The organism is Mycobacterium sp. NGS35, assembly GCF_059812855.1.
Genome location: NZ_JCALDL010000001.1, coordinates 693809 through 717869 on the forward strand (window position 1 = coordinate 693809; position 24061 = coordinate 717869).

A 24061-nucleotide genomic window follows, 5' to 3' on the forward strand; every position below is an offset into this window, starting at 1 on the left:
GATAGGCTCGCGGCGTTATGGCCATAGCTGAAGAGATCATCGGTACGCACTACCGCTACCCCGACTATTTCTCGGTGGACCGCGAAAAGATCCGCGAGTTCGCGCGCGCCGTGCAAAACGAGCACCCGGCGCACTACTCTGAAGAAGCTGCCGCTGAACTTGGCTACCCGGCCTTGGTGGCGCCGTTGACATTCCTGACGGTGGCGGGCCGCAAGGTTCAGCTGGAGATCTTCAAGAACTTCGACGTGCCGATCAACATGGAGCGGGTGCTGCACCGCGACCAGAAGATCAAGTTCCACCGGCCGATCCTGGCCGGCGACAAGCTGTTCTTCGACTCCTATCTCGACAACGTGATCGAGTCGCACGGCACCGTGGTCACCGAAATTCGCGGCGAGGTCACCGACGCCGACGGCAAGCCCGTGATCACCAGCGTGGTGACCGTGATCGGCGAGGCGCTGCACGAGGGCGAGCCGGACGAGGTGGTCGCCGCGATCGCCGCGCGCCGTGACGCGATGATCGCCAAAGCGCTAGGGAAAGCGCCGGAGTCGGCTGAGCCGCAGGGTTAACCGAAGAACGTGTTGCGCCTGTTGGCCAGCAACCGGTACAGCGTCTGCTGGATGGTTTCGCGCACCTGGTCGGTGAGCTCGAATGTGACCATGGGATCTTCCGGCGCGGAGTCGTCGTAATCGGCGGTGACGATCGGCTCGCCGAATTCGATGTACCACTTGGACGGCAGCGGGATCATGCCGACCGGCCCCGCCAGCGGGAACAGTGGGGTGATCGGAAAGTACGGCAGCCCGAACAGCCTGGCCAGCAGCTTCAGGTCGCCGATCATCGGGTAGATCTCCTCGGAGCCGACGATCGAGCACGGGATGATCGGCGCCTTGGTGCGAAGCGCCGCTGACACGAACCCGCCGCGGCCGAACCGCTGCAGCTTGTAGCGGTCCTTGAACCGCTTGCCCAGACCTTTGTAGCCCTCCGGGAAGACCGCGGTCAGTTCCCCTTTGGCCAACAGCCGGTGCGCGTCGGCGGTGCACGCCATCGTGTGCCCCGCCTTGCGCGCGGCCTGCCCCAGCAGCGGGCTGTCGAAGACCATGTCGGCAGCCAACAGCCGCAAAGACCGGTGCGACGGATGCTTGTCGTGCACAGCCACCGACGCCATCAGCCCGTCGAACGGCAACACCCCGGCATGATTGGCCACGACCAGCGCGGCTCCGGTGTCCGGGAGGTTCTCGACACCGCTCACCTCGACGCGGAACCACGACGTGAACAACGTTCGCAGCAAAGGCAACACGACTGCGTCGTTGAAGTGCGGGTCGAATCCGAATTCGTCGACGCTGTAGTCGCCGGTGAGGCGGCGACGGACGAAATCCGCGACCGCACCGATCCGCCGGGCCAGCTCGTTGGGCTCCTCCGGCTTCTCGGCCGGGCCGCCGGCGGCGCCTCGGTGCGCGTCGATTTCCCGCACGACGGCGGCGAGATCTTCAGCGGCGGCTTGGTGCTGCGGGTCGGACAGCACCGAGGGATGTCGGCGCGAGGCCTCGGCGCGCTGGGCGGCCCGCTGCGCCGCCCCCGGATTCCCATGCAGCGGAATCACTTTCGCCTTCGGCTCACCCGACACGATCGATACCTCTTCCCACCCGTCTGCTCGAGTGTGTGGTTGCGTCTACCCCCATCGTTGCGCGGTCGCCACCGCGCGGCTCTCCAGCGAGCGTACCCACCGAGGGTCGATGATTGGTGTGAGTCCGCGACCGCGAACGTAATCGTCGAACGCCTCGGCCGTAGACCACTTGGGATGGTAGTCCAGTTCCGTCTTCATCCGCGTGGTATCCATGACTCTGCCGAAGCTCAGGTAGTTCAACTGCTCGCGGTTGATCTCCGTGTAATGGTTCAGCCGCCGAAGCGAATCGACCGCCCACAACCCGAACCCGGGCACCGGCAACGGAATGCGGCCCGCCCGGCGGATTGCTTGGGACATCATGATGATTCCGTCGGCGCCGATGTTGAACGTGCCTGCCTTGCCGGCGACCGTGCCTCGCTCCAGCGCGCCCAGCGCGTCCTGCTCGTGCAGCAGCTGCAGCCGGGCGTCGCGTCCGAGCACGGTCGGCACGATCGGGCCGGCCAGGTAGCGTGATAGTGCCGTATCCATGGCCGGGCCGATCAGATTGGCGAGCCGCAGAATCGTCACCGCGATGTCCGGGCGGCGCCTGCCCAGCCCGCGCGCATAACCCTCGATGTCGAGACTGTCTTGGGCGAACCCGCTGCCCAGAGGGCGGCGGCTGGTGCAGTCCTCGGTGAACATCACCGGGTCGCGGGGGCTGGAGCCATACACCTCCGAAGTGGACTTCAGCACCACCCGTCGAACCGAGGGCGCCTTCTGGCAGGCGGCGAACAGCTGCATCGCGCCCATCACGTTGAGTTCCTTGAGCGCGGCCCGCCCACCGGCTTTGGGCGCGTACGACGCGGCGGCAGCATGCACCACCGTGTCCACATCGTTGTTGCGAATTACCTTGGCAATGAACGGGTTTCGGATGTCGGCGCGGACGAACTCCGCACGCCCCATCCGGCGCAGCAGATCCTTACTCGGGGCGATCGCATCGACCGCGATGATCCGGCTGATGCGAGGGTTCTGCGCTAGCCGGGCCGCGAGATAGCCGCCGAGGAAGCGGCACGCGCCGGTAACCAGAACCACGTCGGGGTACGCGGTGTCGGACGTGTTTTCCCCCGCGGAAGCCATCATGACAGCCTAGCGATCTGAGCGGGGCCCGGCAGGTGGAAAACCGGGCCGCAGCGGCCGGTTTACTTGCCGAGTTTTCTGCGCTGAACCCGGGTGCGGCGAAGCAGCTTGCGGTGCTTCTTCTTCGACATGCGCTTGCGCCGTTTCTTGATGACTGAACCCATGAACTCCGCTACCTACTATGTGCCCGTCGGGGCTGCTGCCAGTGCTACGTCTGCGTCCCGTTTACCCAGGGACCCGGACACTTTACCCACCGACGAGCGAGATCGAAAAAGCTGTGGGGTCAGCTGACGTCGAAGTACGACTTCTCCAGCATGTCGTGCACGGCTTTGGCATGCACGCGGAACGAGCGCCCCACTCGGACCGCGGGCAGTTCGCCGTTGTGCACCAACCGGTAGACCGTCATCTTGCTGACCCGCATCAAGCTGGCCACCTCGGCGACAGTGAGAAATTGAGCTCTAGCGGCCGGCTGAACGTCGGCGGCGGCAGAATCCCGCTTACTACTCGCAGAATCGCGCCCCGACGGCCCGTTCGTTGACGTCATCGCAACCCAATCCTTCAGGCGCGCGGGCGCCAGCGGCTTCCCCTCCGCTGGCACGGACGCGTGCATACATCGAGGAGAATAGCGGTACAGGTGGGATTACTGCGACGGGTGTGGGCTAATCCGTGGAAAATTAGGCGAACTACTCTGATGTAATTCCTAGCTGGCCAGCGCGGTTTTTTGCCGCGGCCACGGCTGCGGCGACCGCAGCCCTCATGCCACACCGCTCGAGCTCAGCCAATCCCGCCGCGGTGGTGCCGGCCGGCGACGTGACCATGGCCCGCAGCCGCGCCGGCGTGGTGTCGAGGTCGCCGGGCCGGCCGTTGTCGTCGAGCCGCTCCAGCAACATCGCTGCTGACCCCGCCAACGTTTGCACGACGAGGTCAGTCGCCACTGCCCGGCTCAGCCCCACCGCCACGCCGGCGTCGACGAGCGCCTCGACCATCAGGAAGATGTACGCCGGCCCCGAACCCGAGACGGCGGTGACGGCGTCGAGCTGCGACTCGGGTACCGTCAGCACCCCGCCGACCGAGTCGAACAGCGCGGAGACCTCCTTGAGCTGCTCCTGCGAGGCGAAGCGGCCCTTCGCAATTGCGCTGACGCCCGCGCCGACCACCATCGGCGCGTTGGGCATCACCCGGATGACGGCCGCGCCGGCCGGAAGTTTGCCCTCGAAGAATGCGGTGCTGACACCCGCGACGACGGTGACGAACACGTGCTCGACGCTGCCGGCCTCGTCGCGCCCGACCGCGTCGGCGATCTCGTCGACCACCGCCTCGACGTCGGAGGGCTTGACCGCGACCACGACGAAGTTCGCGTTCTCCACCGCCTCGGCCACACCGGTCACCAGGACGGAGTACGTCTCAGAGAGGTGGCGAACGCGCGCCGGGAGCCGTTCGGCCACCACCATGTCCTTGACCTGCCGCCCTGATCGCAGCAAGCCGGCCAGCAGGGCCTCGCCGATGTTGCCGCCACCGATGATCGCGATTCTGGACACCGCAGCAGCATGCCAGACGCTCTAGTGGTCCGGCACCAATGCCAGCTGGCGGGTCTGCACAATGATGCGGCCCTGACTGTCGACGACGGTGTGGTCCTCGTCGAACCAGTCTCGGCCGATCTGCGTGGTGGTGGCCATGATCCGCAGCCAGCCGTCGGCAGGCAGCCCACGCAGGTATGCGGTGAGCTGCACCGTCGGCGCCCAGCCACGCCGGCCCACCGCGAACGCGACCGGCATCGAGACGTCGCCGCACATCAGCGCGAACAGGATGTCGGGGGCCATGCCCCGGGGACGCGCCCAGATCTGGATCACTGGCGCCTCGCTGCTCGCCGAGCGCCCGTCGGGCACGCTGGACAACAGCGGCCGCACGTCGATGCCCTCCCAGTAGTTGACGGTCCCGAACATCGGATGGCCGGGGCCGATCGGCTCGACGTCGGACGGCGGCTCGGGAGCCATCAACGACAGCACGGGGTTGGCGGACAGTAGCGGCGGCGCCACGTGCTCCGGCTCGCCCAGCGTCACCACGGCGTGCACCGCGACGCGCTCATTGGCGCGGTCGCCGCCGATCAGCTCGACGTCGACGACGCTGATGCGGCGGCCCCGCTTGCGCACGAACGTCTCCAGCCGCATCTCGCCGGGACTCGGCGCGGACAGGAAGTTCGCCGACACCGAGATCGGCTCGATTTCACCACCAAGAGCTTCGCGGGCGGCCGCCGCGCACAGCGACAACATCGCGCCGCCGTGCAGCTTCGGCCCGATGGTCCAGGTCTTGTTCAACTCGCCCGCGTACGCGCCGTCGCCCAGCGGCCGCAGGGCCATCGCGTCGGAGAACAGGCTGGATTCGGTCATGGTTTCCTTCAGCGCAGCAGGTGGGTGCGGGCGAACTCCAGCGACTCGGTCAGCAAGGCTTCCCGCTCGGCCTCGGTGCGCACCCCGGACGTGGTGACCTCAAGAATCACATGGCCGGCGAAATCGCTGGCGGCCAGCATCTGGCACACCTCCGCGGCTGGCTGTGTGCCGCGTCCGGGCACCAGGTGCTCGTCGATGTAGGCGCCGGACCCGTCGGTCAGGTGCAGGTGCGCCAGCCCCGACCCCATCCGGCCGGCCATCTCCAGCGCGTCGGTGCCGGCGGTCGCGGTGTGGGACAGATCGAGCGTGTAGTGCGCGTAGTTGCCCTCGAGCGGGTCATAGGACGGCGAAAACGCCGAGATCGCCGGGCCGGGCCGGCCGCCACGCTTGCGCATCCGCTCGATCGACGCCTGGGTGCCGCCGAAGAACCGGTCGGCGCGGAACGGGAACATGTTCTCCACCGCGACGACGACGTCGCTGGACTCCTCGAGCCGCGCGACCTGTTCGGCGAAGCCCTCCGCATAGCGGCGCTGCCAGCGAAACGGGGGGTGGACGACGACGGTCTGGGCGCCCAGCTTCTCGGCGGCGGCCACGCTGCGGTCCAACTTGGGAATCGGGTTGGCGCCCCAAACCCGCTGCGAAATCAGCAGGCATGGCGCGTGCACGGCCAGCACCGGCACGCCGTAACGCTGCGACAGTTTGGCGATGGCGTCGACGTCCTGACTCACCGACTCGGCCCACACCATCAGTTCGACGCCGTCGTAGCCGAGCCGCGCCGCGTACTCGAAAGCCGCCTCGGTTCTCAGCGGGTAGACAGAGGCGGTCGACAGACCAACCTTGATCGCTGGGCGCACAGGGTTCCCGGCGCGCTAGCCCGACTGCAACAGTGCCAGCGGGCCGAGGGTGACCAGCGCGCCGACCGCCACTGCGATCAGCGTGCTGGTGATGTCCTCGGTCTTGCGAACGATGCGGACCGCGACCACCAAGCCCAAGATCACCAGCACCGACAACACCAGCGCGACGATGTTGTTCCACTTCCACAGCTCGTCGAAGCCGATGAACAGCCCGGCGCCGAATGCGACCGCCAGGATCGACTGCAGCACGATCAGCGCGCTGTGGCCGATCTGCTGCAGCCTCGACGGCGGCGCCTCGTCGTCGTAATCCTCGGCGGTGGTGGTCTCCCCGGGCACGTCGGGCAGCTCGGTCACCGAGTCGGCGACCGCGTCGGGCTCGTCGCCGCGGCGCAGCAGCTCGTCGTCCGAGCGGCCGCCGAACAGCGGCTCGCGCACAGCGTGCAGGTATGTCGGCGGCTCGGCGAGATCGGCCCGATCCTCTTCGACCGCGACCGCGGCGTCGCGGCCCTCAGCGTCCTCCTCCACCTCGATGTCGAGGTCGTCGCGCGCGTCCTCTACGCCTTGCGCGTCTTCGACGTCCTGCACGTCCTCCACGTCGATGGGGTCGGGAACCATTTCTTCGGCGGGCACGTCGGCGGCGACGAGTTCCTCGGCGCCGTCCTCAGTAGTCTCAGCGCCCGGCTCGGCGGTCTCGGCGACAGGTTCGGTGGCGCCGTTCGTGTCGGTGGGCGCTTCGGCGGGTGGTGCCTCGTCGCGGACGATCGGGATCTCGCCGGTCAGTTCGGCCACGGTGACCGCGTCCGCATTGCCCCGGCGCCGGCGCCGACGCCCACCGACCGGCGGGGCGCCGATGGTCCCGTTCCGCGCCAGCAACTCCGCGACCGAAATAGGCCGAGTATCGGAGCTGTCGTGGGGTCCGGTCATGGCTCAGTCGCCCGCCCGTCGTTTCAGGTCCACGTGAGAAGCATCTGCCACCGAGGTCTCCACCGCCCGCTTGTCGGCTCCGCTGACGGCCGCCTTCTTGTCAGCTCCGCTGACAAAAGCCGTTCCATCAGCTTCGCTGTCGAGTTTCCGCAGAATAAGGCCCTCCCGCAACGCCCAAGGGCAGATGTCCAGGGTTTCTATCGACAGGGCTTTCATGCTTGCCTCGGCTACCAACGCTCCAGCCACGATCTGTGGCGCTCGCTCGGCGCTCACTCCTTCCAGTTCGGCGCGGTCGGCCGTGGTCATCCGCGAGATGAATGCGATCAATTGCCGCAGTCCGGTCGCCGTCAATGTTCTTTTTACGCGCGGCCCCGCTCCTGAGGGCGCCGCGCCAGTCAGCCGGGCCAGCGACCGCACAGTCTTGGACGACGCCACGGCCAGGTCCGGCGGACCCGCTTTGAGCAGGGTACGGCTTGGCTCGGCCAGTTCATTATCCAGCCAGTCGCGCAGCATAGCGACCCGCCGGCGCCCGGGCGGATCGTCGGGCAGCCATTCGCGCGTGAGCCGGCCCGCCCCCAGCGGCAGCGACATTGCGACGTCGGGCTCCTCGTCGACGCCGCTGGACAGTTCCAGCGAGCCGCCACCGATGTCGATGTTGATGATCCGCCCAGCGCTCCAGCCGTACCAGCGGCGCACCGCCAGGAACGTCAGCCGCGCCTCGTCGACGCCGCTGAGCACCTGAAGCTCCACGCCGGTCTCGGCCAGCACACGCGCCAGCACGTCCTCGGAATTCTTCGCGTCGCGCACCGCCGACGTGGCGAACGCCATCAACTCGGTACAGCCGGAACTGGCCGCGATCTTCGCGAACTCGTCGACAGTGGAAATCAGCTTGTCGGCGCCCTTGCGCGTGAGTTTCCCGGAGCTGTCGATGGCCTCGGCCAGCCGCAGCGACGCCTTCGTCGAACTCATCGGAGTGGGGTGCCCGCCGCGCCGCGCGTCCACCACGAGCAGGTGGACCGTGTTGCTTCCGACGTCGAGCACGCCCAATCGCACGTTTCCAACTTAATGCGTCTACCTTGGACTTCTGTGACTGGCACACACCCCGGGGAAGTCGAGTTGGACTTCGCCCGGGAATGGGTGGAGTTCTACGACCCGGACAATCCCGAACACCTGATCGCCGCGGACATGACGTGGCTGCTGTCGCATTGGACGTGCGTATTCGGCACGCCTGCCTGCCGAGGCACGGTCGAGGGACGTCCCGACGACGGATGCTGCTCGCACGGGGCGTTTTTGACCGACGACGACGACCGCGCACAGCTCGACGACGCCGTCGCGCAGCTGACCGACGCCGACTGGCAGTTCCGCGAAAAGGGGCTGGGCCGCAAGGGCTATCTGGAGCTCGACGAATACGACGGCGAACCGCAGTGGCGCACCCGGAAATACAAGGGCGCCTGCATCTTCCTGAACCGGCCGGGTTTTCCCGCTGGGATCGGATGCGCATTGCACATCAAGGCGATGCGGCTGGGTGTGGAGCCGCTGACGATGAAGCCGGAGGTGTGCTGGCAGCTGCCGATCCGGCGCAGCCAGGAATGGGTGACGCGGCCGGACGGCACCGAGATTCTGAAGACCACGATCACCGAGTTCGACCGCCGCGGCTGGGGCGAGGGCGGTCACGACTTGCACTGGTACTGCACCGGCGATCCCGCCGTGCACGTGGGGCGCAAACAGGTGTGGGAGTCGATGGCCGCCGAGCTGACCGAGCTTCTGGGCGAAAAGGCTTACGCGGAGCTGGCCGCAATGTGCAAGCGGCGCAGGAAGCTTGGGCTGATGGTGGTGCACCCGGCGACCCGCGCGGCCGGCACCGACCGATGAGCGACAAGCTGTTTCTGTTCCGGCTCTTGCCGCCCCGCGCCGACTTCGCGCAGACGATGACGGCCCAGGAGCAGGACGCCATGGCCCGGCATGCCGCGTACTGGCACGAGTTGCTCAACGCCGGGTGGGTGGTGGTCTACGGTCCCGTCGCCGACCCCGAAGGGGTGTGGGGGCTCGGGGTGGTGCGCGCGGGCAGCCAGGCCGAGGTCGTGGAGCTGGGCGAGAAAGATCCGGTGATCGCGGCCGGGATCGCGACGTTCGACGTCGCCGAGATCCTGGGCGGCATCACCGGTTGAGAGTCCATGCGACTCAGAATCGGTAACAGAGAATTCGCCACTTGCGCGCCAGCACCGGGACATGGCCCGACAGCCGGACGCCGAGCCGTAGAGGTCGCGGAAACAGTTGCACCTCAGGTCTTTTCATCAGACTGATGTCATCCACCAGTCTCAGCCGGGGGTTGCACCGCTGCGGCCATCCCGGGTCAGCGAACCCCGCGTTGGCGAATGCTTTGCCGGTGTTCTGCGGCACGAGCTTCAACGCTGTCCGGCTGACTCTGCCGATGTGGCCGTAGTCGTTGAAGGCGAGCTCACCGGTGCGGAAGTGGTCGGTTATCGAGCGGAAGAAATCGACGAGGACCGGCTGACTCAAGAATCCCGTCAGGCCATCGGCGACCAGGATGGTGGGCCGGTCGGCCGGAATTACGTTGGCCCATCCGGGATCACCGATGCGCGCCGCCACGCGGCGTTCCTGGGCATGCGCAGGCAACACCGCCTCGCGCAGCGCGATCACGGCAGGCAGATCGACGCTGTACCAATCGACCGTCGCGGGAGGGCGGTTGCGCACGATGCCATGGCTCAGCCCGGCACCGAGGTCGACGACGACGGCGTCGGGGTGCTCGGTGGTGAAGTACCGCACCCGTTCGTCGAGTAGCTTCGCGCGCAATGCCACCGGGCATCGGACAGCCGCCCCGACCTTCAACGCGCCGAAGTCGTGATCGAGCGCTCGCACCACTGCGTCGGCGGTCGGGTCAGCCAAAATCGGTCGGCTGCAACGACTGTCGAGCGCTCGCGCATACAGCGTGAGCAGCGCGGTCTTCTCGACAGGAGCCAGGTCGTCGACCGGGATCTTCGCACCCGCGTTCAGTCCGGGGCCCTCCGGGCCGACGTCGAACAACTAGTTGTCGCCGGCGCCACTGTTGCGGGACGCACCGGCGGGGGCATCCTTACGGGGGCTCGTGTTGCTGGGTTTGTGCGGAAGCACTTTCCTCACTACGTCGTTCAGCGAGGGCAGGTTACGAGTTTTCGGCGGCCCGCTCGGCGTGGTCCTGCCGGTGGGATCTGAACCGCTCGCGCTGGTGTTACCGGTGTTCGTAGTAACCGCCGTATCCGGCGTCGAGCCCTTCGGATCCGCTCCCGGGGTAGCGGGTTTCCTCCACTGCGGCAGAATGCGATTCAGGTTCAGCCCCGGGCTGGGATCGCCGCCGGTAGCAGTCTTCTCGCCCTTGCCGATTTGCGACGTCTTCTCGTCATTGCCTTGCAGCTGTGGGGATTTCGCGTTCTCGTCGTTGCCGGGCGAAGCCGCTTCCTGTTGCTGCTGTGGCGTCGCACTCGAAACCTGCAGTGCGCGAAGCTGATTCGTGTTCGGAGTCGATTGCTGGTTCGGCACGGTGTCGGTGTTGAGCGGAGGCGGATTGAAACCGAGATCCGTCCACAACTTGTGGAAGAACGGCGCTAGGTCGCTGGGGTTGTAGCCGGTGCTCAACTCCGGTGGCAGGCTAGGATTGCCGAATGACCAGAAACTCCATTTGTTCAGCTCGACAGCACGGTCGATTTGCTCCTGCGTAGGCACGTTGGCCGTACCGGCCTTATAGGCCTCCACCCATTCGTCGATGACCGGGTTACCCGGCCACAGCTGACCGATGGCCTTCACGATGTCCGGGTAATCCATGCCCGCAGCTTTGACGAAGCCGCAGTTGCCCGGGCAGAGGGCACTTCCCGGGGTGAACGGATCGAAGGCGACCACCATACCTGCGAGGAGCGATTGGAATGCTCGGCCCACTTGCACCAAGTCGGGGAACTGAATCGGGTTGGTCGACGGGTCGGCCATCAAATGGTCGAAGTAATTCTGGAAGGGCTTCGACAGATCGAGCTTGTACGTCGAATCGGCCCACGGCATCACATTTTCATCGGTGACCGGATCGACATGGGTTCCTTCGAACCCGAGCAAGGGATAAACCACGCCACTGGGATCGGCATAGCCGGTGTAGTTCGGCCCAAAGGTGTACCCGGACACCAGCTCTGACGTCGGAACCTTGAACCAGTTGTCGACGAGCGGGAATTTCACGAGCCCGGTCAACAACAGCACATTCCAAATATTCTGGTCGATACCGCTGATGCCGGTAATGGGGCTGATGGGCACATTAGGCGGGCAGGTGTTTGCGGCGCAATACTTGCTCACCGGAAGCTCTGCGGCCAGGTATCCGGTGATTTGCTGACCCAGCCCCGCATCCCACTGGTAGGTCGGGCTTCCCATCCCGGACAGCGCCGGGAACGGCACCAGAGAGTTGATCAACGCCTCGTACTTCGGGGGGTCTCCGGGATCCACTCCCCATATGTTGTTCGCGTGCACGACGAACCATGGCCCGCTGAACAGCAATGCCGCGCCCATGTTGTTCAAAGCCTGGGTCTCGTTGTACGGCACGTTCACCAGGTCAGTCAGCAGGTTCACCGGCACGTTGAAGATCGACGCGGCTGCCAGCCGCACCTCCATGCTGGCGACGCGCCGCTCGGGCACGCTGGCGGCGTGCGATTCGGGTGTCGGCGCAACGGGTGCGAGCGCGATGACGCTGGCCCCGATCACTGCAACCCCGGACATCAAATGCGAACGAACGGCAGCGGGCATGAAAATCTCCAACTCGATGTTTGCTGCGGTAGGCCTGAACCTACCCCGGCAAACGCCCTCATGACACCCGTTCGGAGATATTCGCTCGCTGAAGAAGCACAAATCCGGCCCCAGCGAACGACCGATCATGACGCGTGATCGGTCGATCGAATTCACTACTTTTCGGCCAACTGCAGCAAGCAGCATTCACCGGGATCTTCCTCCAGGCCATTGACCAGCGCACTGCTTGGTCGACGACGGGTCTGCTATCCACGGGCGCGAGCGAATCTTACTTAGCTATCGAGTTTTTGGGCGCTGTCGCGCCGAAATCAAAATTCATCTCGGGCTCGATCAATCGTCGCGATCGACTACTCTGACATACCGGCACCGAGAGGGGACGACATGGCCACCGCGACCAGTGAGCCGGTGCGGCTCCCCCCGCAGCCGCGTATCCCGAAGACCGTGCAGGGCATCGTGCTGCTGACCGCACTGTGCGAGGCGGTTCCCGTCCTGCGCCGTCGCTACGGCAGCACATTCATGATCAATTTGCCGGTGTTCGGCAAGACCGTGGTGATCAGCGACCCGGTCCTCGTCAAAGACATCTTCAGCACCAGCAGCGATCTGATCGAACGCCCGACGAATCTGGGCCACGTATTCGGGCCCGGATCGACGTTCAGCCTCAACGGTGCCGAACATGCGGAGCGCCGCAAGCTGATCCTCCCGGCGTTCCACGGGAAGCGGGTCAGAAGCTACGAGCGCATCGTCGAGGAAGAAGTGCTGCGCGAGACGGCGACCTGGCCGGAGGGCCGCGAATTCGAAACACTGCCCTCCACGAGCCGGTTCACCCTCAACGCCATCCTGCGCGCGGTGTTCGGCGACGAGAAACAGGCGCTCGACGAACTCCGTGACGTGATCCCGGCGATGATCACAGTGGGCTCGCTGCTTCACCTCCTGCCCTCTGTCGTCGGTCGTGACCTCGGTCGGTGGAGCCCGGGCGGGCGGTTGGCGCGGTATCGGCGCCGGATGGACGCCGTCATCGATTCACTCATCGCCGCGGCCCGCGCCGACCCCGCACTGCAATCGCGCACCGACGTGCTCGCACTTCTGCTGCAGGCCCGATACGAAAACGGTGAAGCGATCCCGGACCGCCACATCGCCGACGAACTTCTCACCTTGGTCGCGGCCGGACACGAAACGACAGCGTCGCAATTGGCCTGGGCCATCGAGCGGTTGCGCCGGCATCCGGGCGTATTGGCCCGGCTGGTCGACGAAGTGGACGCCGGTGGGTCCGAACTGCGGCAGGCGACAATCTATGAAGTGCAACGCACACGCGGCACGATCGAAGCTGCGCTACGGCGGGCCACGACGCGAATCCGCCTGGGCGAGTGGGTTCTTCCCGAAGGCGCGAATGTCATGGTGAACTTTCAACTTGCTCACGAGTCCGAGGAGAATTTCCCCGCTGCCGACGTCTTCGATCCGGATAGATTCGTGGGCGTCAACCCGAAAGCGTTCAGGTGGATACCGTATGGCGGCGGTGTAAACCGTTGCCTCGGTGCAGGTTTCGCTCACATGGAAATGGACGTTGCGTTGCGCACCTTGCTGCGCGAATTCCGGTTCAGCCCAACCGACGCGCCGGGAGAACGGCGGCGCTACCGCGGGGTGGCGATCGTGCCGGCCCGCGGTGCACGGGCAGTGGTTCATCGACGAACGGGCGCAGCGTCTCGTCACCAACAACAAGAAGATATGTCGTTGTCCGACAAGGTCGGCTGAGAGGGTCCTGGCATGGCAATCGCTCCCACCGAGAAGATCTCCGACGCCGGAGTCAAGTTGTTCAAGGCATTCATGAACAACTACTGGTATCCCTCGTTGACCCGCCGACTCGACGCGGAAGATCTCACCTGCCTCAATTACGGGTATGAAGAGGATCCGCCGATGCAGCTACCGCTCGACGAATCCGACGAGCGCAACCGGTTCGGCATCCAGCTCTATCATCGGGTCGCGACGCAGGTCGACTTGGGCGGCAAAGAGGTGCTGGAAGTCAGTTGCGGCCACGGCGGCGGAGCTTCGTACCTGGCGCGAACGTTGCATCCGGCCGCATACACGGGACTCGACTTCAATCCGGATGGCATCGCGTTCTGTCGCAGGCGACACCATGTGCCCCAACTGAGTTTCGTGCACGGTGACGCCGAGAAGCTACCCTTCGACGACGAATCCTTCGATGCGGTGATCAACATCGAAGCCTCGCACGCCTATCCCAACCTTTCCCGGTTCCTCGCTGAAGTGGTGAGAGTGCTCCGGCCGAAAGGACACTTCCTCTACGCCGACTTCCGAGGCAGCAGCGAGTTTCCCGGCTGGGACGCGGCGCTGGCCGACACGACGATGCGCCAACTCGACAAGCGGGTCATCAATCGGGAAGTGCTACGCGGACTGGAGCAGAACTCTGCGCGATCGATCGACTTGGTGGGCCGGCTGCTGCCTGCTCCGCTGAGGCCCTTCGGGCGCCGATTCGCCGGCGTGCCGGGCACCGGGCTCTACCGCGACATCGAAACCGGCAAGATCGAGTACCGGATGTACTGCTTCACCAAAGATTGAACCTGATCGTCGTCACGCGATGACGTAGTCCGACAACGGGAACCGGTCCTGTTCCTTGACGGCGCTGCGCACCGATGTGGGCCGGAACAGCGGTGCTTCCCCTGTGCCCGTGTGGTTTCTAAACCAGTACGAACGAGACGTTGCGCAGTTGCCCAGGGCGAAAGCCGAGTCTTGCAGCAACTCTGTCATCCGGTCGAGGAACCGGGCGTTGGCCTGCTCGGTGACCTCGAACGTGCGAGCGCCACGCCGTTGAACCTCACTGAAAAGCCTTGCCATGTGGCGCATCTGGTACTCGACGGTGTTGAACCACGACAACCCGACCCAGGAGTACGGGCTCGCCATGGTCAAGAAGTTCGGGAAGTAGGGAATCGATATCCCCTGGTAAGCTTGGAATTTCGTTTCCCGCCACCACTTTCCGAGGTTTCTTCCTTCCCGGCCGATTACCTCGATCGCGGGCAGATTCGCTTCCCAGACGTCGAATCCGGTAGCAAGCACCAACGTGTCGACGTACCGTTTGGTCCCGTCGCACGCGACGATGCCGTCGGGTTCGATGCGAGCGATCCCACTGGTCTCCAGCGACACGTTCGGCCTGGCGAACGCACGATAGAAGGAGTTGGAGATCGTCGGCCGTTTGCAACCGAAATCGAAATCCGGGTTGAGTTTGCGGGACAGTTCGCGGTTGCGCACCCACATCAGTCGGTAGGCCGCCGAGAGTGCGGCGATCGCCTTGTTGAAGAGCTTGAAGTAGCGATATTTCCACATCGTGACCACCATCGAGAACTCGAGGGTGGTATCGGTGAACCATCGAACGACGCGCTGGGTGAGCGGCGCCCGGGCAAAAAGCCGTTGCACCGCAGGCGGAAAGGGAATGTCGACCTTCGGCAACACCCAGATCGGCGTCCGCTGATACACGGTGAGCTCCGACACCTTCTTGGCCAGCTCTGGAATCACCTGTACGCCAGTGGAACCCGTGCCGATCACAGCTGCACGGCGACCGTCCAGTGGATAGCTGTCGTCCCAGGCGGCGGTGTGAATGATGCGCCCAGCGAAACTGTCGATGCCGGTGATATCGGGTGTTCGCGGCTGACAGAGAAAACCGGTAGCGGCAATGAGGAACTGGGCGGTCAACGTCTCGCCGCCGGCGATCGCCACCCGCCAGACGTGAGCGTCCTCGTCCCACCGCGCGCCTTCGACGGTGGTATTGAAACGCATGAAGCGGCGCACGTTGTACTTGTCAGCAACATGCTCGGCGTAGCGTTTGAGTTCCGCACCGGGCGCGTAAAGGCGTGACCAGAACGGGTTCGGTTCGAACCAGTACGAAAATGTCGGAGACGGCTGGTCGACGGCAAGTCCTGGGTAGTGGTTGACGTGCCACGTTCCGCCCAGATCGTCCTCGCGGTCGACGATCAGGATGTCGTAATAACCCAGCCGATTGAGTTGAATCGCGGCGCCGATACCGCCGAATCCGGCACCCACGATGATTGCGTCGAAGTGCTGCACGCCCATATCGAGACAATAGTGGAGAACAAGCTCGAGCGGACCAACAGCAAAGTATTTCTCGTTGCCGAGGACGCGAGGCGCGCGGCCTGCCATACTTGCCCGCATGACTCGCACAGCCTCATCGGAGACCTTGGACAACATCAGCGTGAAGCTGATTTACCGCATCGGGTCCACTCGCTTGTACAAAAGGATCTTCAAATACTGGTACCCCCTGATGACCCGGCGGCTCAGCCAAGACGAGGACGTCGTGTTTCTCAATTGGGGCTACGAGGAGGACCCGCCCATGGGTCTGCCTCTCGACGAGTCCGACGAGCCGAATCGGTGCAGCATCCAGCTGTATCACCAGACCGCCACGCAGGTCGACATCGGTGGCAAGGACGTGCTGGAAGTCAGTTGCGGCCATGGTGGCGGGGCGTCATACCTGGTCCGCACGCTGCATCCGGCCAGCTACACCGGACTCGATTTCAACTCGGCCGGCATCGCGTTCTGCCGAGAGAGGCACAAGCTGCCGGGCCTGGAGTTCGTACAGGGCGACGCCCAGGATCTGCCCTTCCCAGACCAGTCCTTCGACGCGGTGCTCAATGTCGAAGCCTCGCACATCTATCCGGACTTCGAGCGTTTCCTCAGCGAAGTCGCACGCGTGCTCCGGCCTGGCGGCCATTTCCTTTATGCCGACTTCCGCAACCGCGACGGAATTCCGGAATGGGAGGCCGCACTCGCCGCATTACCGATGCGGCTGGTCTCTATGAGGATCATCAACGAAGAAGTGCTGCGGGGACTGAACAAGAATTCCCAGCGTTCGATGGAAGTGATCAATCGCCATTTGCCGGCCTTTGCGCGCCGCTTCGGGCGCGAATTCGCCGTTGTCGACGGTTCTCTGTTTCATCGGGACCTCGCCCGGGGCGAAATCACGTATCGCATGTATTGTTTCGCGAAGGACTGAGCAAACACGAATCTCGGTCGACCGAATCGCACATTCTGGCGATGTCGCGTTACCGTGCGACCTGCTGCGGGTGGCGATTCAGCGAATCGCCGGCATGAACCTTCCCATGACCGCCGGAACTACCCGCTGATAGGCCGGCCCGGTCAGCCGCAGCAACAGATCGATGACTTTCATGTCCGGCCCGATCAGGACTCGGAGACGGTTCTTGCGGACGCCAGTGAGAATGACTCTGGCGGCTCTGTCCGGGGACGTGGACCACATGCGCTTGTTGAACGCGTCTCTCAAGTCGACGTCGCCCAATTCCTTCGCCACTGTCATATTGCGCACGAACGCGGTATTCACCCCGCCGGGAAAGACTGTCGTCACGTGCACCGGGTGTCCGGCCAGCGCCATCTCTTGTGCCAGGGCCTCCGTGAAACCGCGGACGGCAAACTTCGCGGAGTCGTAGGCGGCGGTGCCCGGCACCGCGAACAACCCGAACGCACTCGAGACGTTGACCACGTGACCGTCGCCGGAAGCGATGAGATACGGCAGAAAGGCCTTGGTGCCGTTCACCACCCCCCAGAAGTTGATGTTCATGACGCGCTCGATCTCCTCGAACTGGCTGATCTCGATGTCTCCGTAGAACGAGATGCCGGCGTTGTTGTAGATCTGGTTGACCCTGCCGAAGTGGTCGTTGACTTCCTCGGCATACGCAATGAACGCCGCCCTGTCGGAGACGTCGAGCTGGTCAGCCTTGACTTCGGCACCGATGCCCCGCAGCTGTTCTTCAGAGCGCGACAACCCTTCTCTGTCGATGTCGCTGATGGCCAGCTTGGCCCCCGACCGCGCCAATTCGAGCGCGAGCGCCTGACCGATGCCTGATCCGGCGCCCGTGATCGCGGCGACTTTCCCAGCGAACCCCTGCATGCGCGCACTCCCGTCAGCTAGCTGTGCCGAGCGTAGTCGGCTCACGGGCTGAGGCGGTCCGAGACGAGGAGACTTCAGGCAGGAGTCCGGTGTCGCCTAGCCGCCGCCGAGTTTCCGGTAGATCCTGCCGGCCACCGGCGCGACGACAGCTCGTGGTGCGTACAGGTTGACTGTCGAGATCACCTTGGAGGGGAGACCGGGGACGACGCGCATCTTGTTGCGCTCCAATCCATCCAGCGACGCCTTGGCGGTGTACTCCGCCGAGGTCCACAGCAGATTGGGCACCAACTTTTCGACCAGTGACGGCTCGACATACTCCGACAGTCCCGTCCGCACTGCACCTGGAGCCGACAGCGTCACGTGCACGCCTGAGCCGAGCAGTTCTCCGCGCAGCGACTCACTGAAGGTGTTGAGGAACGCTTTGGTGGAGGCGTAGGTCGCGTTGTGGGGTATCGGGGCATTGCCGGCGGTCGACCCGACGATCAGGATTCCGCCGGCCTTTCGCTCGAGCATTCCGGGCAGAACGGCCAGTGTGAGGTCATGCACCGCAACGACATTCAGTTGGACCTGGGCCCGCTCGACGGCTGGATCAAGCGTGGCGACGGGACCCACCGTTGCGATGCCGGCGTTGGCACACAGCACCGAAATGTGTCGCGCAGCTAATTCAGTGCACAAGTCGGCCCGTTGAGCAGGGTCGGTGAGATCTCCGGCGCGCGCCTCGACGGTTACCCCATATTGGTCGGCTAGCCGCGCAGCAAGGGCATTCAGCACACTTTCGCGACGCGCAGTGACGATCAGATTGTGGCCTCGGGCCGCCAATTCGACGGCTAGCGCTTCACCGATACCTTGCGAAGCACCGGTGATCACCGCACGCGCATCGGGACCAGGGGCAGGTAGCGGCACGAGTGAATCCTACCGCCCTTCGGTGGGCTCGTCGGCTGTTCGGCAAAGGCGACCCCAGCGCGAGAGTGCATGTAAGCGACCGTCGTTGCGATTGAAGAGCCCGGCGCCGCAAACCTTTCCATGGCGCCGGAGTGCATGGATTCCTGCCCAACAGCGCCTCGCATGTCGTCCGGCCGGTGTGCGCCGATCTCGATTGGCGTTGCCGCACAGTGTTTTTCAGAGCTGTCGAACGAGCTTGAACTTGCAGGCGACCCGATCGCCACCCACGCCAGGTCAAGAAACCCGGGCCGACCTCGCCCGCACGCGGGATGGTAGCAGCGAGCTGACATTCATCGGCCACCAGAACCAGCGGCCGAGCAGGGCTGCGGTGGAGGGCATCAGAAACGAGCGCACGACGAGGGTGTCGAACAGCAGACCCAAGCCGATGGTGGTACCGACCTGTCCGACGGCCCGCATGTCGCTGACCACCAGGGCCGCCATGGTGAAGGCGAATACCAAACCCGCGGCCGTCACGACTTTGCCGGTGCCGCCCATCGCCCGAATGATGCCGGTCTTGAGCCCGGCGCCTATTTCGGCTTTGAAGCGAGCGACGACGAGCAAGTTGTAGTCAGAACCCACGGCCAACAGGATTATCACCGACATCAGCAGCACCATCCAGTGCAATTCGACGCCCAGAATGTACTGCCATACCAAGACGGATAAGCCGAAGGAAGCACCCAACGACAACACCACCGTGCCCACAATCACGATCGCGGCGACAAGACTTCGCGTGATGATCAGCATGATGACGAAGATGATGCAGAGCGAGGCCACGCCGGCGATCAGCAGATCGTACTTCGATCCTTCTTGCAAGTCTTTGAGAACTGCTGCGTTCCCGGAGAGATAGATCTTCGAGTTCGCCAACGGCGTGCCCTTGAGTGCTTCCCGGGCGGCTTTCTTGATTGCGTCGACGCGCGCGATTCCCTCAGGCGTCGCCGGATCGCCGTCATGAGTGATGATGAACCGCGCCGCCTTGCCGTCCGGTGACATGAACAGCTTCATGACACGCTGAAATTCCGGGTTCTGGAAGGCAGAACGGGGCAGGTAGAACGAGTCGTCATTTTGGGCGGCATCGAAATCGCGGCCCATGGCGATCGTGTCGGTACCGACTTCTTCGATCTGCTCGATGATGCCGGACATGGTGCTGACGGTGGTGAGCAGCATCGTCTGGACGCTCTTGACGGTCTCGATCTGCGGGGGCAACTGGGCCATCAATTGCGGTATGACCGCGTCGATGGTGTCGAGATCCGGCGCGAGCGCATCGAGCTTGTCGCTTATTCTGTCCAGGCCGTCCGACGCGTCGTATGCCGACCTGAGCGCCCAGCAGATGGGGATGTCGAAACAGTGCGGTTCCCAGTAGAAATAGTTACGGATCGGCCTGAAGAAATCGTCGAAGTCGGCAAGCCGGTCGCGCATTTCCTTGGTGATGTCGATCATTTGTTTCGTCACACCCACTGAGTGATGGGTGGCGTCGGCAAGCTGCTGCGTCAATGCGTAGGTGCGCTCCAACGTCGCGACGGTTGCCGTCAGGTCATCGGCCTGAGTCCGCATGTCCGCCAGCCGATTTTTGATGAAGGGCATGTTCTCCTGCTGACCGGCGCTCTGCAGGCTCAACAGAAACGGTATGGACGTATGTGTGATCGGCGTTCCCTCGGGCCGGGTCACTCCCTGCACCATCGCAACGCCTTCGACCCCGAGAACGGCTCTGGCCACCTTGTTGAGCACCAGAAAGTCGGCCGAATTGCGCATGTCTTGGTTGGATTCGACCATCAACACTTCCGGCCGCATTCGGGCCTGCGAAAAATGGCGCTCGGCAGCCGACCACCCGATGTTGGCGGGAGTGTTCGACGGCATGTACGGCCGGTCGTTGTAGCTCACTTTGTAGCCGGGCAGCGCCAGAAGCCCGATCACGGCTATCACGAACGAAGCGACGAAGATGGGGCCCGGCCAGCGAACGACCGCTGTGCCCACTCTGCGCCAGCCTCGAACCGAGGTTGCGCGTTTGGGGTCGAGTAGCCGAAACCGACTGGCGACACTAAGGACAGCCGGAATCAGAGTCAGAGCTACCGCAACCGCGACGAGCATGGACACCGCGCAAGCGGCACCCATCGTTTGGAAGATGGGCAGTCTGGTGAAGCTGAGACAGTACGTGGCGCCGGCGATCGTCACGCCGGATGCCAGGATCACGTGAGCGACCCCGCGATAAGCGGTGTAGTAAGCCGTCTCCCTGTCCTCACCGGCCTGGCGCGCCTCGCGATAGCGCCCCAGCAGGAATATCCCGTAGTCGGTACCGGCCGCGATCGCGAGGGCGACGAGGATGCTGATCGCGAAAGTCGAGATGCCGATGAGCCCGGCGTTCGCCAGGAAAGCGACGAAACCGCGCACTGCCGCTAGGCCGACTCCCACTGTGGCCAACAAGATCGCCACTGTCGTGACCGACCGGTAGACGAGCAACAGCATGACGAAGATGACCACGACGGTGGCCACCGTGGTCTTGACGACCGCCCGATCGCCCGCGTCGATCAAATCCGCCGAAAGAGGTGTCGGCCCTGTGACGTACGCCTTCACTCCGGGTGGTGCGGGTGTTCTCTGCACGATGTCACGGACAGCCTGCACGGACTGGTTCGCCAGCGTCTCGCCTTGGTTACCAGCAAGATTCAGTTGAACGTAGGCTGCCTTACCGTCGTCACTCTGCGCGGCCGGCGCCGTGAGCGGGTCACCCCAGAAGTCCTGAATGTGCTGCACGTGAGTCGTGTCGGCACGCAACTGACGAATCAGCTCGTCGTAGTAGTTGTGGGCATCCTCGCCGAGCGGTTGCTGTCCCTCCAAGACGACCATTGCGACGCTGTCGGTATTGGAGTCCTTGAACACCTCGCCGATGCGCGTCATCGCCTGTAACGACGGCGCGTCCTTGGCACTCAGCGATACCGCCCGCTCCTTGGCGACGTGTTCGAGCGAGGGAACGAAGACATTCAAGACGGCGGTGATCGCCAACCACCCGAGGATGATCAGTGGCGCGAGCTTGCGGATCGCAGCCGCTGCGAATGGCCGCTCGTTGCGTTCAGTGGTCGTCCGGCGGCTACTCATGAGCTTCCGACAACGCCGTGATCGAACGCGCCCGAGTTCATCAATGCGTCTCAATCCGCAAAGTGCCGTGGACCTGCCCCGAGACGGGCGGCGCCGCCGGCGTCAAGCACCCGGTGACAGTGCCGCTTTGCGTGCCGCCGCACCTCGGCGGCCTGCATTTGCTCAGACCAGTTCCGCATCGCGAACATCTCTGCCACTCTAGGTGATACGGGGTTATGGCATCTGCCGTAATGCGCGATAAATTCCGCGAATCGTCACGAAGGAGTTCGTCCCCATGGCATTTGCTCAGGCGCTCCGATTCCACGTCAGCCTGATGAAGATCGGGGTGGACGGTCTGACCGGGGTGGCGCGGGACAAAGCCGTCGCTTACGGCTCCACGTTGACCGGCCGGAAAACTGCTCCGCTCACAGACTTCGACCCGCTTTCGGCGCAGACGATGCGCGATCCCTACCCCGGATACCAAGCACTGCTGAGCGGGCCCGACGTGCCGAACGTCTGGTACAACCGCAAGCGCGGAATCTACATCGTCGCCGGATACGACGACGTGCGAGCCGCACTGCGCGACCACGACGCGCTGTCCTCGGCCGAGAGTCAAGCACGCTATCGCGTGCACCTGCAGACCATGAACGCAACGGATCCACCGGATCACACTCGGCTTCGCAAGTTCGTGTCCCGGGCGTTCACCCCGCGGGCGATGACGGCGTGGCAGGCGGCCATCAACGAGGTCGCCGACGAACTGGTCGACGGCATGATCGCCCGCGAAAACACCGACGTGGTCACCGATCTGGCGAAACCGCTGCCGAACCGTCTGATTGCCATGATGTTGGGAATACCGCGCCAAGATCACAGCCGGTTCCTCGCGTGGTCCGATGCGATAGTCGAGGGTTCATTCGTGCCGCTCACCGCACACGGGGTGGCCCTCAGTGCGCGCTCAGCCCGTGCCACGGCGGCGATGCGCCGAGAGCTCGACCGCATGATCAAGCAGCGCCGCCGCCATCCCGGTGACGACCTGATCTCGATGATGACCGGCGCCGAAGGCGACGATGTGTTGACCGACGACGAGGTGTTCTGGAGCGCCTCGATGCTGATCGGCGCAGGCAGCGAGACGACGACGAACCTGCTGTCGGGCCTGTTCCTGACCCTCGCACAGCGGCCGGACGTGTACGCCGCGCTTCGCGCGCATCCCGAACTCATCCCCGCCGCAATCGAGGAGCAACTGCGATTCGTCTCGCCCGTTCAAGGGTTCTACCGAACCGCTACCCGCGACTACACCGTTGGAGCCAACACCATACCGGCCGGCGCACGGGTCTTGCTGCTGTTTGCCGCCGCGAACCGCGATCCGCGCCACTTCACCGACCCCAATACCTTTGATCTGCAACGCAATCCGACCGACCATCTCGCCTTCGGCGGCGGCATCCATTACTGCCTGGGCACGCATCTGACCCGCATGGAAGTCAGCCGGGTCTTGACGCAACTGCTACCACGAGTCGATGCCATCCGGATCGCCGGCGATTACCGCTACCTCGATAACCCGACGATGCGCGGGTTGGCCACCCTGCCGCTGGAGTTGGTGCGCAGCGCACGGGTGCACTCGCCGAACGGGCCGGCACGGCCGGCGTCATAGCCCGCGCGCACTGAGCCAGGTGTGGATGCGTTCGGCGACAGCAACCCAGCCAGGCTCCAGCATCATGTTGTGCCCCATGCCGGGAAAGAACTCGGCGCGTGTCCGGTATGCGCGCGCAGTCGCAAGAACTTCCTTCCTCGTGTGTGCGCCGTCCTCGTCGGCTCCGAGGACCAGAACCGGAGTCGTGACACGCTGCGGACGCGGCAAGCTGAGCACCAGGCAGTCGATCCCGATGCGCGAGCTGTCCTCTTGCAGCCGTGAGGCATAGCGCCGTACGTCTGCCTCTGGGGTGTGCGGCGAGAAGAACCGCTCCCGCGCGAGCTGCGGGGTGCTGATGTACGGCAATGCCTTGCCGGTCAGCGCCATCTTGGTGAAGTGCAAGGGGTGCTTACGAATCCATCGAAGGGCCGACCCGAGATTTCCCTGCGGAGGCATCGAGGTCATCAGCACCGCTGCCGGCGCAGCATGCGATTGCAAGTACTTCTGCACGATCAGTCCGCCCATGGAGTGACCGATCATCACCGGGGCCGTGGGCAGCGTCTCGGCCACCGACTTGACGTCTTCGACGTAGTCGGCAACCGAACAGGCGCGAAGCGGTTTGTCGGTGGCGCTGTTGCCGTGACCGCGGAAGCTGAGCGCCAGAGCTCGGTAGCCTCTGTCGGCGAAAAATCCCAGGAAGTGCTCGTCCCAGCACCACGCAGCATGCCAGGCGCCGTGGACGAATAGCAGCGGGACAGGATGGGATCGGCTGACATCGCCGCGGTCGATCACCTCGAGCATGTGGCACACGGCTTTTCGCGAACTGCGCAC

General features: G+C 64.4%; 23 protein-coding genes. 7 read left to right on the top strand and 16 right to left on the bottom strand.

Annotated elements, in window-relative coordinates; translation table 11 throughout:
• Positions 1-17 precede the first annotated feature (17 nt).
• Positions 18-566 (top strand): FAS1-like dehydratase domain-containing protein, encoded by a 549-nt coding sequence (locus AC5Y4C_RS03525; protein ID WP_499914422.1) that lies wholly within the window; start codon positions 18-20, stop codon positions 564-566.
• Here the strand turns inward: AC5Y4C_RS03525 and AC5Y4C_RS03530 are convergent.
• The 9 genes from AC5Y4C_RS03530 to AC5Y4C_RS03570 all read right to left on the bottom strand — a co-directional run bounded on the left by AC5Y4C_RS03530 (position 563) and on the right by AC5Y4C_RS03570 (position 7955).
• Positions 563-1621: a lysophospholipid acyltransferase family protein gene (locus tag AC5Y4C_RS03530; RefSeq protein ID WP_499905776.1), complete on the bottom strand. Its 1059-nt coding sequence runs from the start codon at positions 1619-1621 to the stop codon at positions 563-565. The two genes, AC5Y4C_RS03525 and AC5Y4C_RS03530, sit on opposite strands and share 4 nt — an antisense overlap.
• 45 nt (positions 1622-1666) lie before the next feature.
• Positions 1667-2740, bottom strand: a complete 1074-nt coding sequence (locus tag AC5Y4C_RS03535; protein WP_499963476.1) for an SDR family oxidoreductase — start codon at positions 2738-2740, stop codon at positions 1667-1669.
• Positions 2741-2799: 59 nt separating this feature from the next.
• Entirely contained in the window at positions 2800-2901 is a 102-nt protein-coding gene (locus AC5Y4C_RS03540; protein ID WP_003402602.1) for a 30S ribosomal protein bS22, read from the bottom strand.
• A 119-nt stretch (positions 2902-3020) separates the two neighbouring features.
• Positions 3021-3281 carry a helix-turn-helix domain-containing protein gene (locus AC5Y4C_RS03545; RefSeq protein ID WP_499905770.1) on the bottom strand — a complete coding sequence of 87 codons (261 nt, stop codon included), beginning with the start codon at positions 3279-3281 and terminating at the stop codon, positions 3021-3023.
• A 139-nt stretch (positions 3282-3420) separates the two neighbouring features.
• Positions 3421-4275, bottom strand: a complete 855-nt coding sequence (gene proC / locus AC5Y4C_RS03550; protein ID WP_499905767.1) for a pyrroline-5-carboxylate reductase — start codon at positions 4273-4275, stop codon at positions 3421-3423.
• Positions 4276-4296: 21 nt separating this feature from the next.
• A complete protein-coding gene (locus AC5Y4C_RS03555; protein WP_499905765.1) occupies positions 4297-5124 on the bottom strand; it encodes a thioesterase family protein in 828 nt (275 codons plus the stop codon).
• An 8-nt stretch (positions 5125-5132) separates the two neighbouring features.
• Positions 5133-5978, bottom strand: coding sequence for a sugar phosphate isomerase/epimerase family protein (locus AC5Y4C_RS03560; RefSeq protein WP_499914418.1), 846 nt, complete (start codon positions 5976-5978; stop codon positions 5133-5135).
• A 15-nt stretch (positions 5979-5993) separates the two neighbouring features.
• Entirely contained in the window at positions 5994-6902 is a 909-nt protein-coding gene (locus AC5Y4C_RS03565) for an Rv0497 family membrane protein (RefSeq protein WP_499905763.1), read from the bottom strand.
• 3 nt (positions 6903-6905) lie between these two features.
• Entirely contained in the window at positions 6906-7955 is a 1050-nt protein-coding gene (locus AC5Y4C_RS03570; protein WP_499905760.1) for a Ppx/GppA family phosphatase, read from the bottom strand.
• A gap of 12 nt (positions 7956-7967) precedes the next feature.
• Here AC5Y4C_RS03570 and AC5Y4C_RS03575 point away from each other — a divergent pair, with 12 nt between their 5' ends.
• On the top strand, positions 7968-8774 hold the full coding sequence (locus AC5Y4C_RS03575; RefSeq protein WP_499905756.1) for a DUF3109 family protein: 807 nt from the start codon (positions 7968-7970) through the stop codon (positions 8772-8774).
• Positions 8771-9070 carry a YciI family protein gene (locus tag AC5Y4C_RS03580; RefSeq protein WP_499905753.1) on the top strand — a complete coding sequence of 100 codons (300 nt, stop codon included), beginning with the start codon at positions 8771-8773 and terminating at the stop codon, positions 9068-9070. Before AC5Y4C_RS03575 ends, AC5Y4C_RS03580 begins: the two co-directional genes overlap by 4 nt.
• A gap of 13 nt (positions 9071-9083) precedes the next feature.
• Here AC5Y4C_RS03580 and AC5Y4C_RS03585 read toward each other — a convergent pair whose 3' ends face one another.
• Entirely contained in the window at positions 9084-9947 is an 864-nt protein-coding gene (locus AC5Y4C_RS03585) for a class I SAM-dependent methyltransferase (protein ID WP_499905750.1), read from the bottom strand.
• A complete protein-coding gene (locus AC5Y4C_RS03590) occupies positions 9948-11687 on the bottom strand; it encodes a hypothetical protein (RefSeq protein ID WP_499963478.1) in 1740 nt (579 codons plus the stop codon).
• A 369-nt stretch (positions 11688-12056) separates the two neighbouring features.
• On the opposite strand from AC5Y4C_RS03590, the gene AC5Y4C_RS03595 reads away from it, so the two are divergent.
• Both AC5Y4C_RS03595 and AC5Y4C_RS03600 read left to right on the top strand, forming a co-directional pair.
• Positions 12057-13424: a cytochrome P450 gene (locus AC5Y4C_RS03595; RefSeq protein ID WP_499963480.1), complete on the top strand. Its 1368-nt coding sequence runs from the start codon at positions 12057-12059 to the stop codon at positions 13422-13424.
• 12 nt (positions 13425-13436) lie between these two features.
• Positions 13437-14246, top strand: a complete 810-nt coding sequence (locus AC5Y4C_RS03600) for a phthiotriol/phenolphthiotriol dimycocerosates methyltransferase (protein ID WP_499905743.1) — start codon at positions 13437-13439, stop codon at positions 14244-14246.
• Between the two features lie 12 nt (positions 14247-14258).
• Here the strand turns inward: AC5Y4C_RS03600 and AC5Y4C_RS03605 are convergent, their stop codons facing one another.
• Positions 14259-15752 (bottom strand): flavin-containing monooxygenase, encoded by a 1494-nt coding sequence (locus AC5Y4C_RS03605; protein ID WP_499905741.1) that lies wholly within the window; start codon positions 15750-15752, stop codon positions 14259-14261.
• A gap of 97 nt (positions 15753-15849) precedes the next feature.
• Between AC5Y4C_RS03605 and AC5Y4C_RS03610 the strand changes: the two genes are divergently transcribed.
• Positions 15850-16689: a phthiotriol/phenolphthiotriol dimycocerosates methyltransferase gene (locus tag AC5Y4C_RS03610; RefSeq protein WP_499905739.1), complete on the top strand. Its 840-nt coding sequence runs from the start codon at positions 15850-15852 to the stop codon at positions 16687-16689.
• Between the two features lie 78 nt (positions 16690-16767).
• Here AC5Y4C_RS03610 and AC5Y4C_RS03615 read toward each other — a convergent pair whose 3' ends face one another.
• From AC5Y4C_RS03615 to AC5Y4C_RS03625, 3 genes are all read right to left on the bottom strand, one after another.
• Positions 16768-17598 carry an SDR family NAD(P)-dependent oxidoreductase gene (locus AC5Y4C_RS03615; protein ID WP_499905737.1) on the bottom strand — a complete coding sequence of 277 codons (831 nt, stop codon included), beginning with the start codon at positions 17596-17598 and terminating at the stop codon, positions 16768-16770.
• Positions 17599-17694: 96 nt separating this feature from the next.
• Positions 17695-18501 carry a mycolate reductase gene (gene cmrA, locus AC5Y4C_RS03620; RefSeq protein ID WP_499905734.1) on the bottom strand — a complete coding sequence of 269 codons (807 nt, stop codon included), beginning with the start codon at positions 18499-18501 and terminating at the stop codon, positions 17695-17697.
• Positions 18502-18774: 273 nt separating this feature from the next.
• Positions 18775-21627 (bottom strand): MMPL/RND family transporter, encoded by a 2853-nt coding sequence (locus tag AC5Y4C_RS03625; RefSeq protein WP_499905732.1) that lies wholly within the window; start codon positions 21625-21627, stop codon positions 18775-18777.
• Positions 21628-21901: 274 nt separating this feature from the next.
• On the opposite strand from AC5Y4C_RS03625, the gene AC5Y4C_RS03630 reads away from it, so the two are divergent.
• Positions 21902-23251 carry a cytochrome P450 gene (locus AC5Y4C_RS03630; RefSeq protein ID WP_499905730.1) on the top strand — a complete coding sequence of 450 codons (1350 nt, stop codon included), beginning with the start codon at positions 21902-21904 and terminating at the stop codon, positions 23249-23251.
• On the opposite strand, the gene AC5Y4C_RS03635 is transcribed toward AC5Y4C_RS03630, so the two are convergent.
• Positions 23246-24031, bottom strand: coding sequence for an alpha/beta hydrolase (locus AC5Y4C_RS03635; protein WP_499906338.1), 786 nt, complete (start codon positions 24029-24031; stop codon positions 23246-23248). The two genes, AC5Y4C_RS03630 and AC5Y4C_RS03635, sit on opposite strands and share 6 nt — an antisense overlap.
• Between the last annotated feature and the right edge of the window lie 30 nt (positions 24032-24061).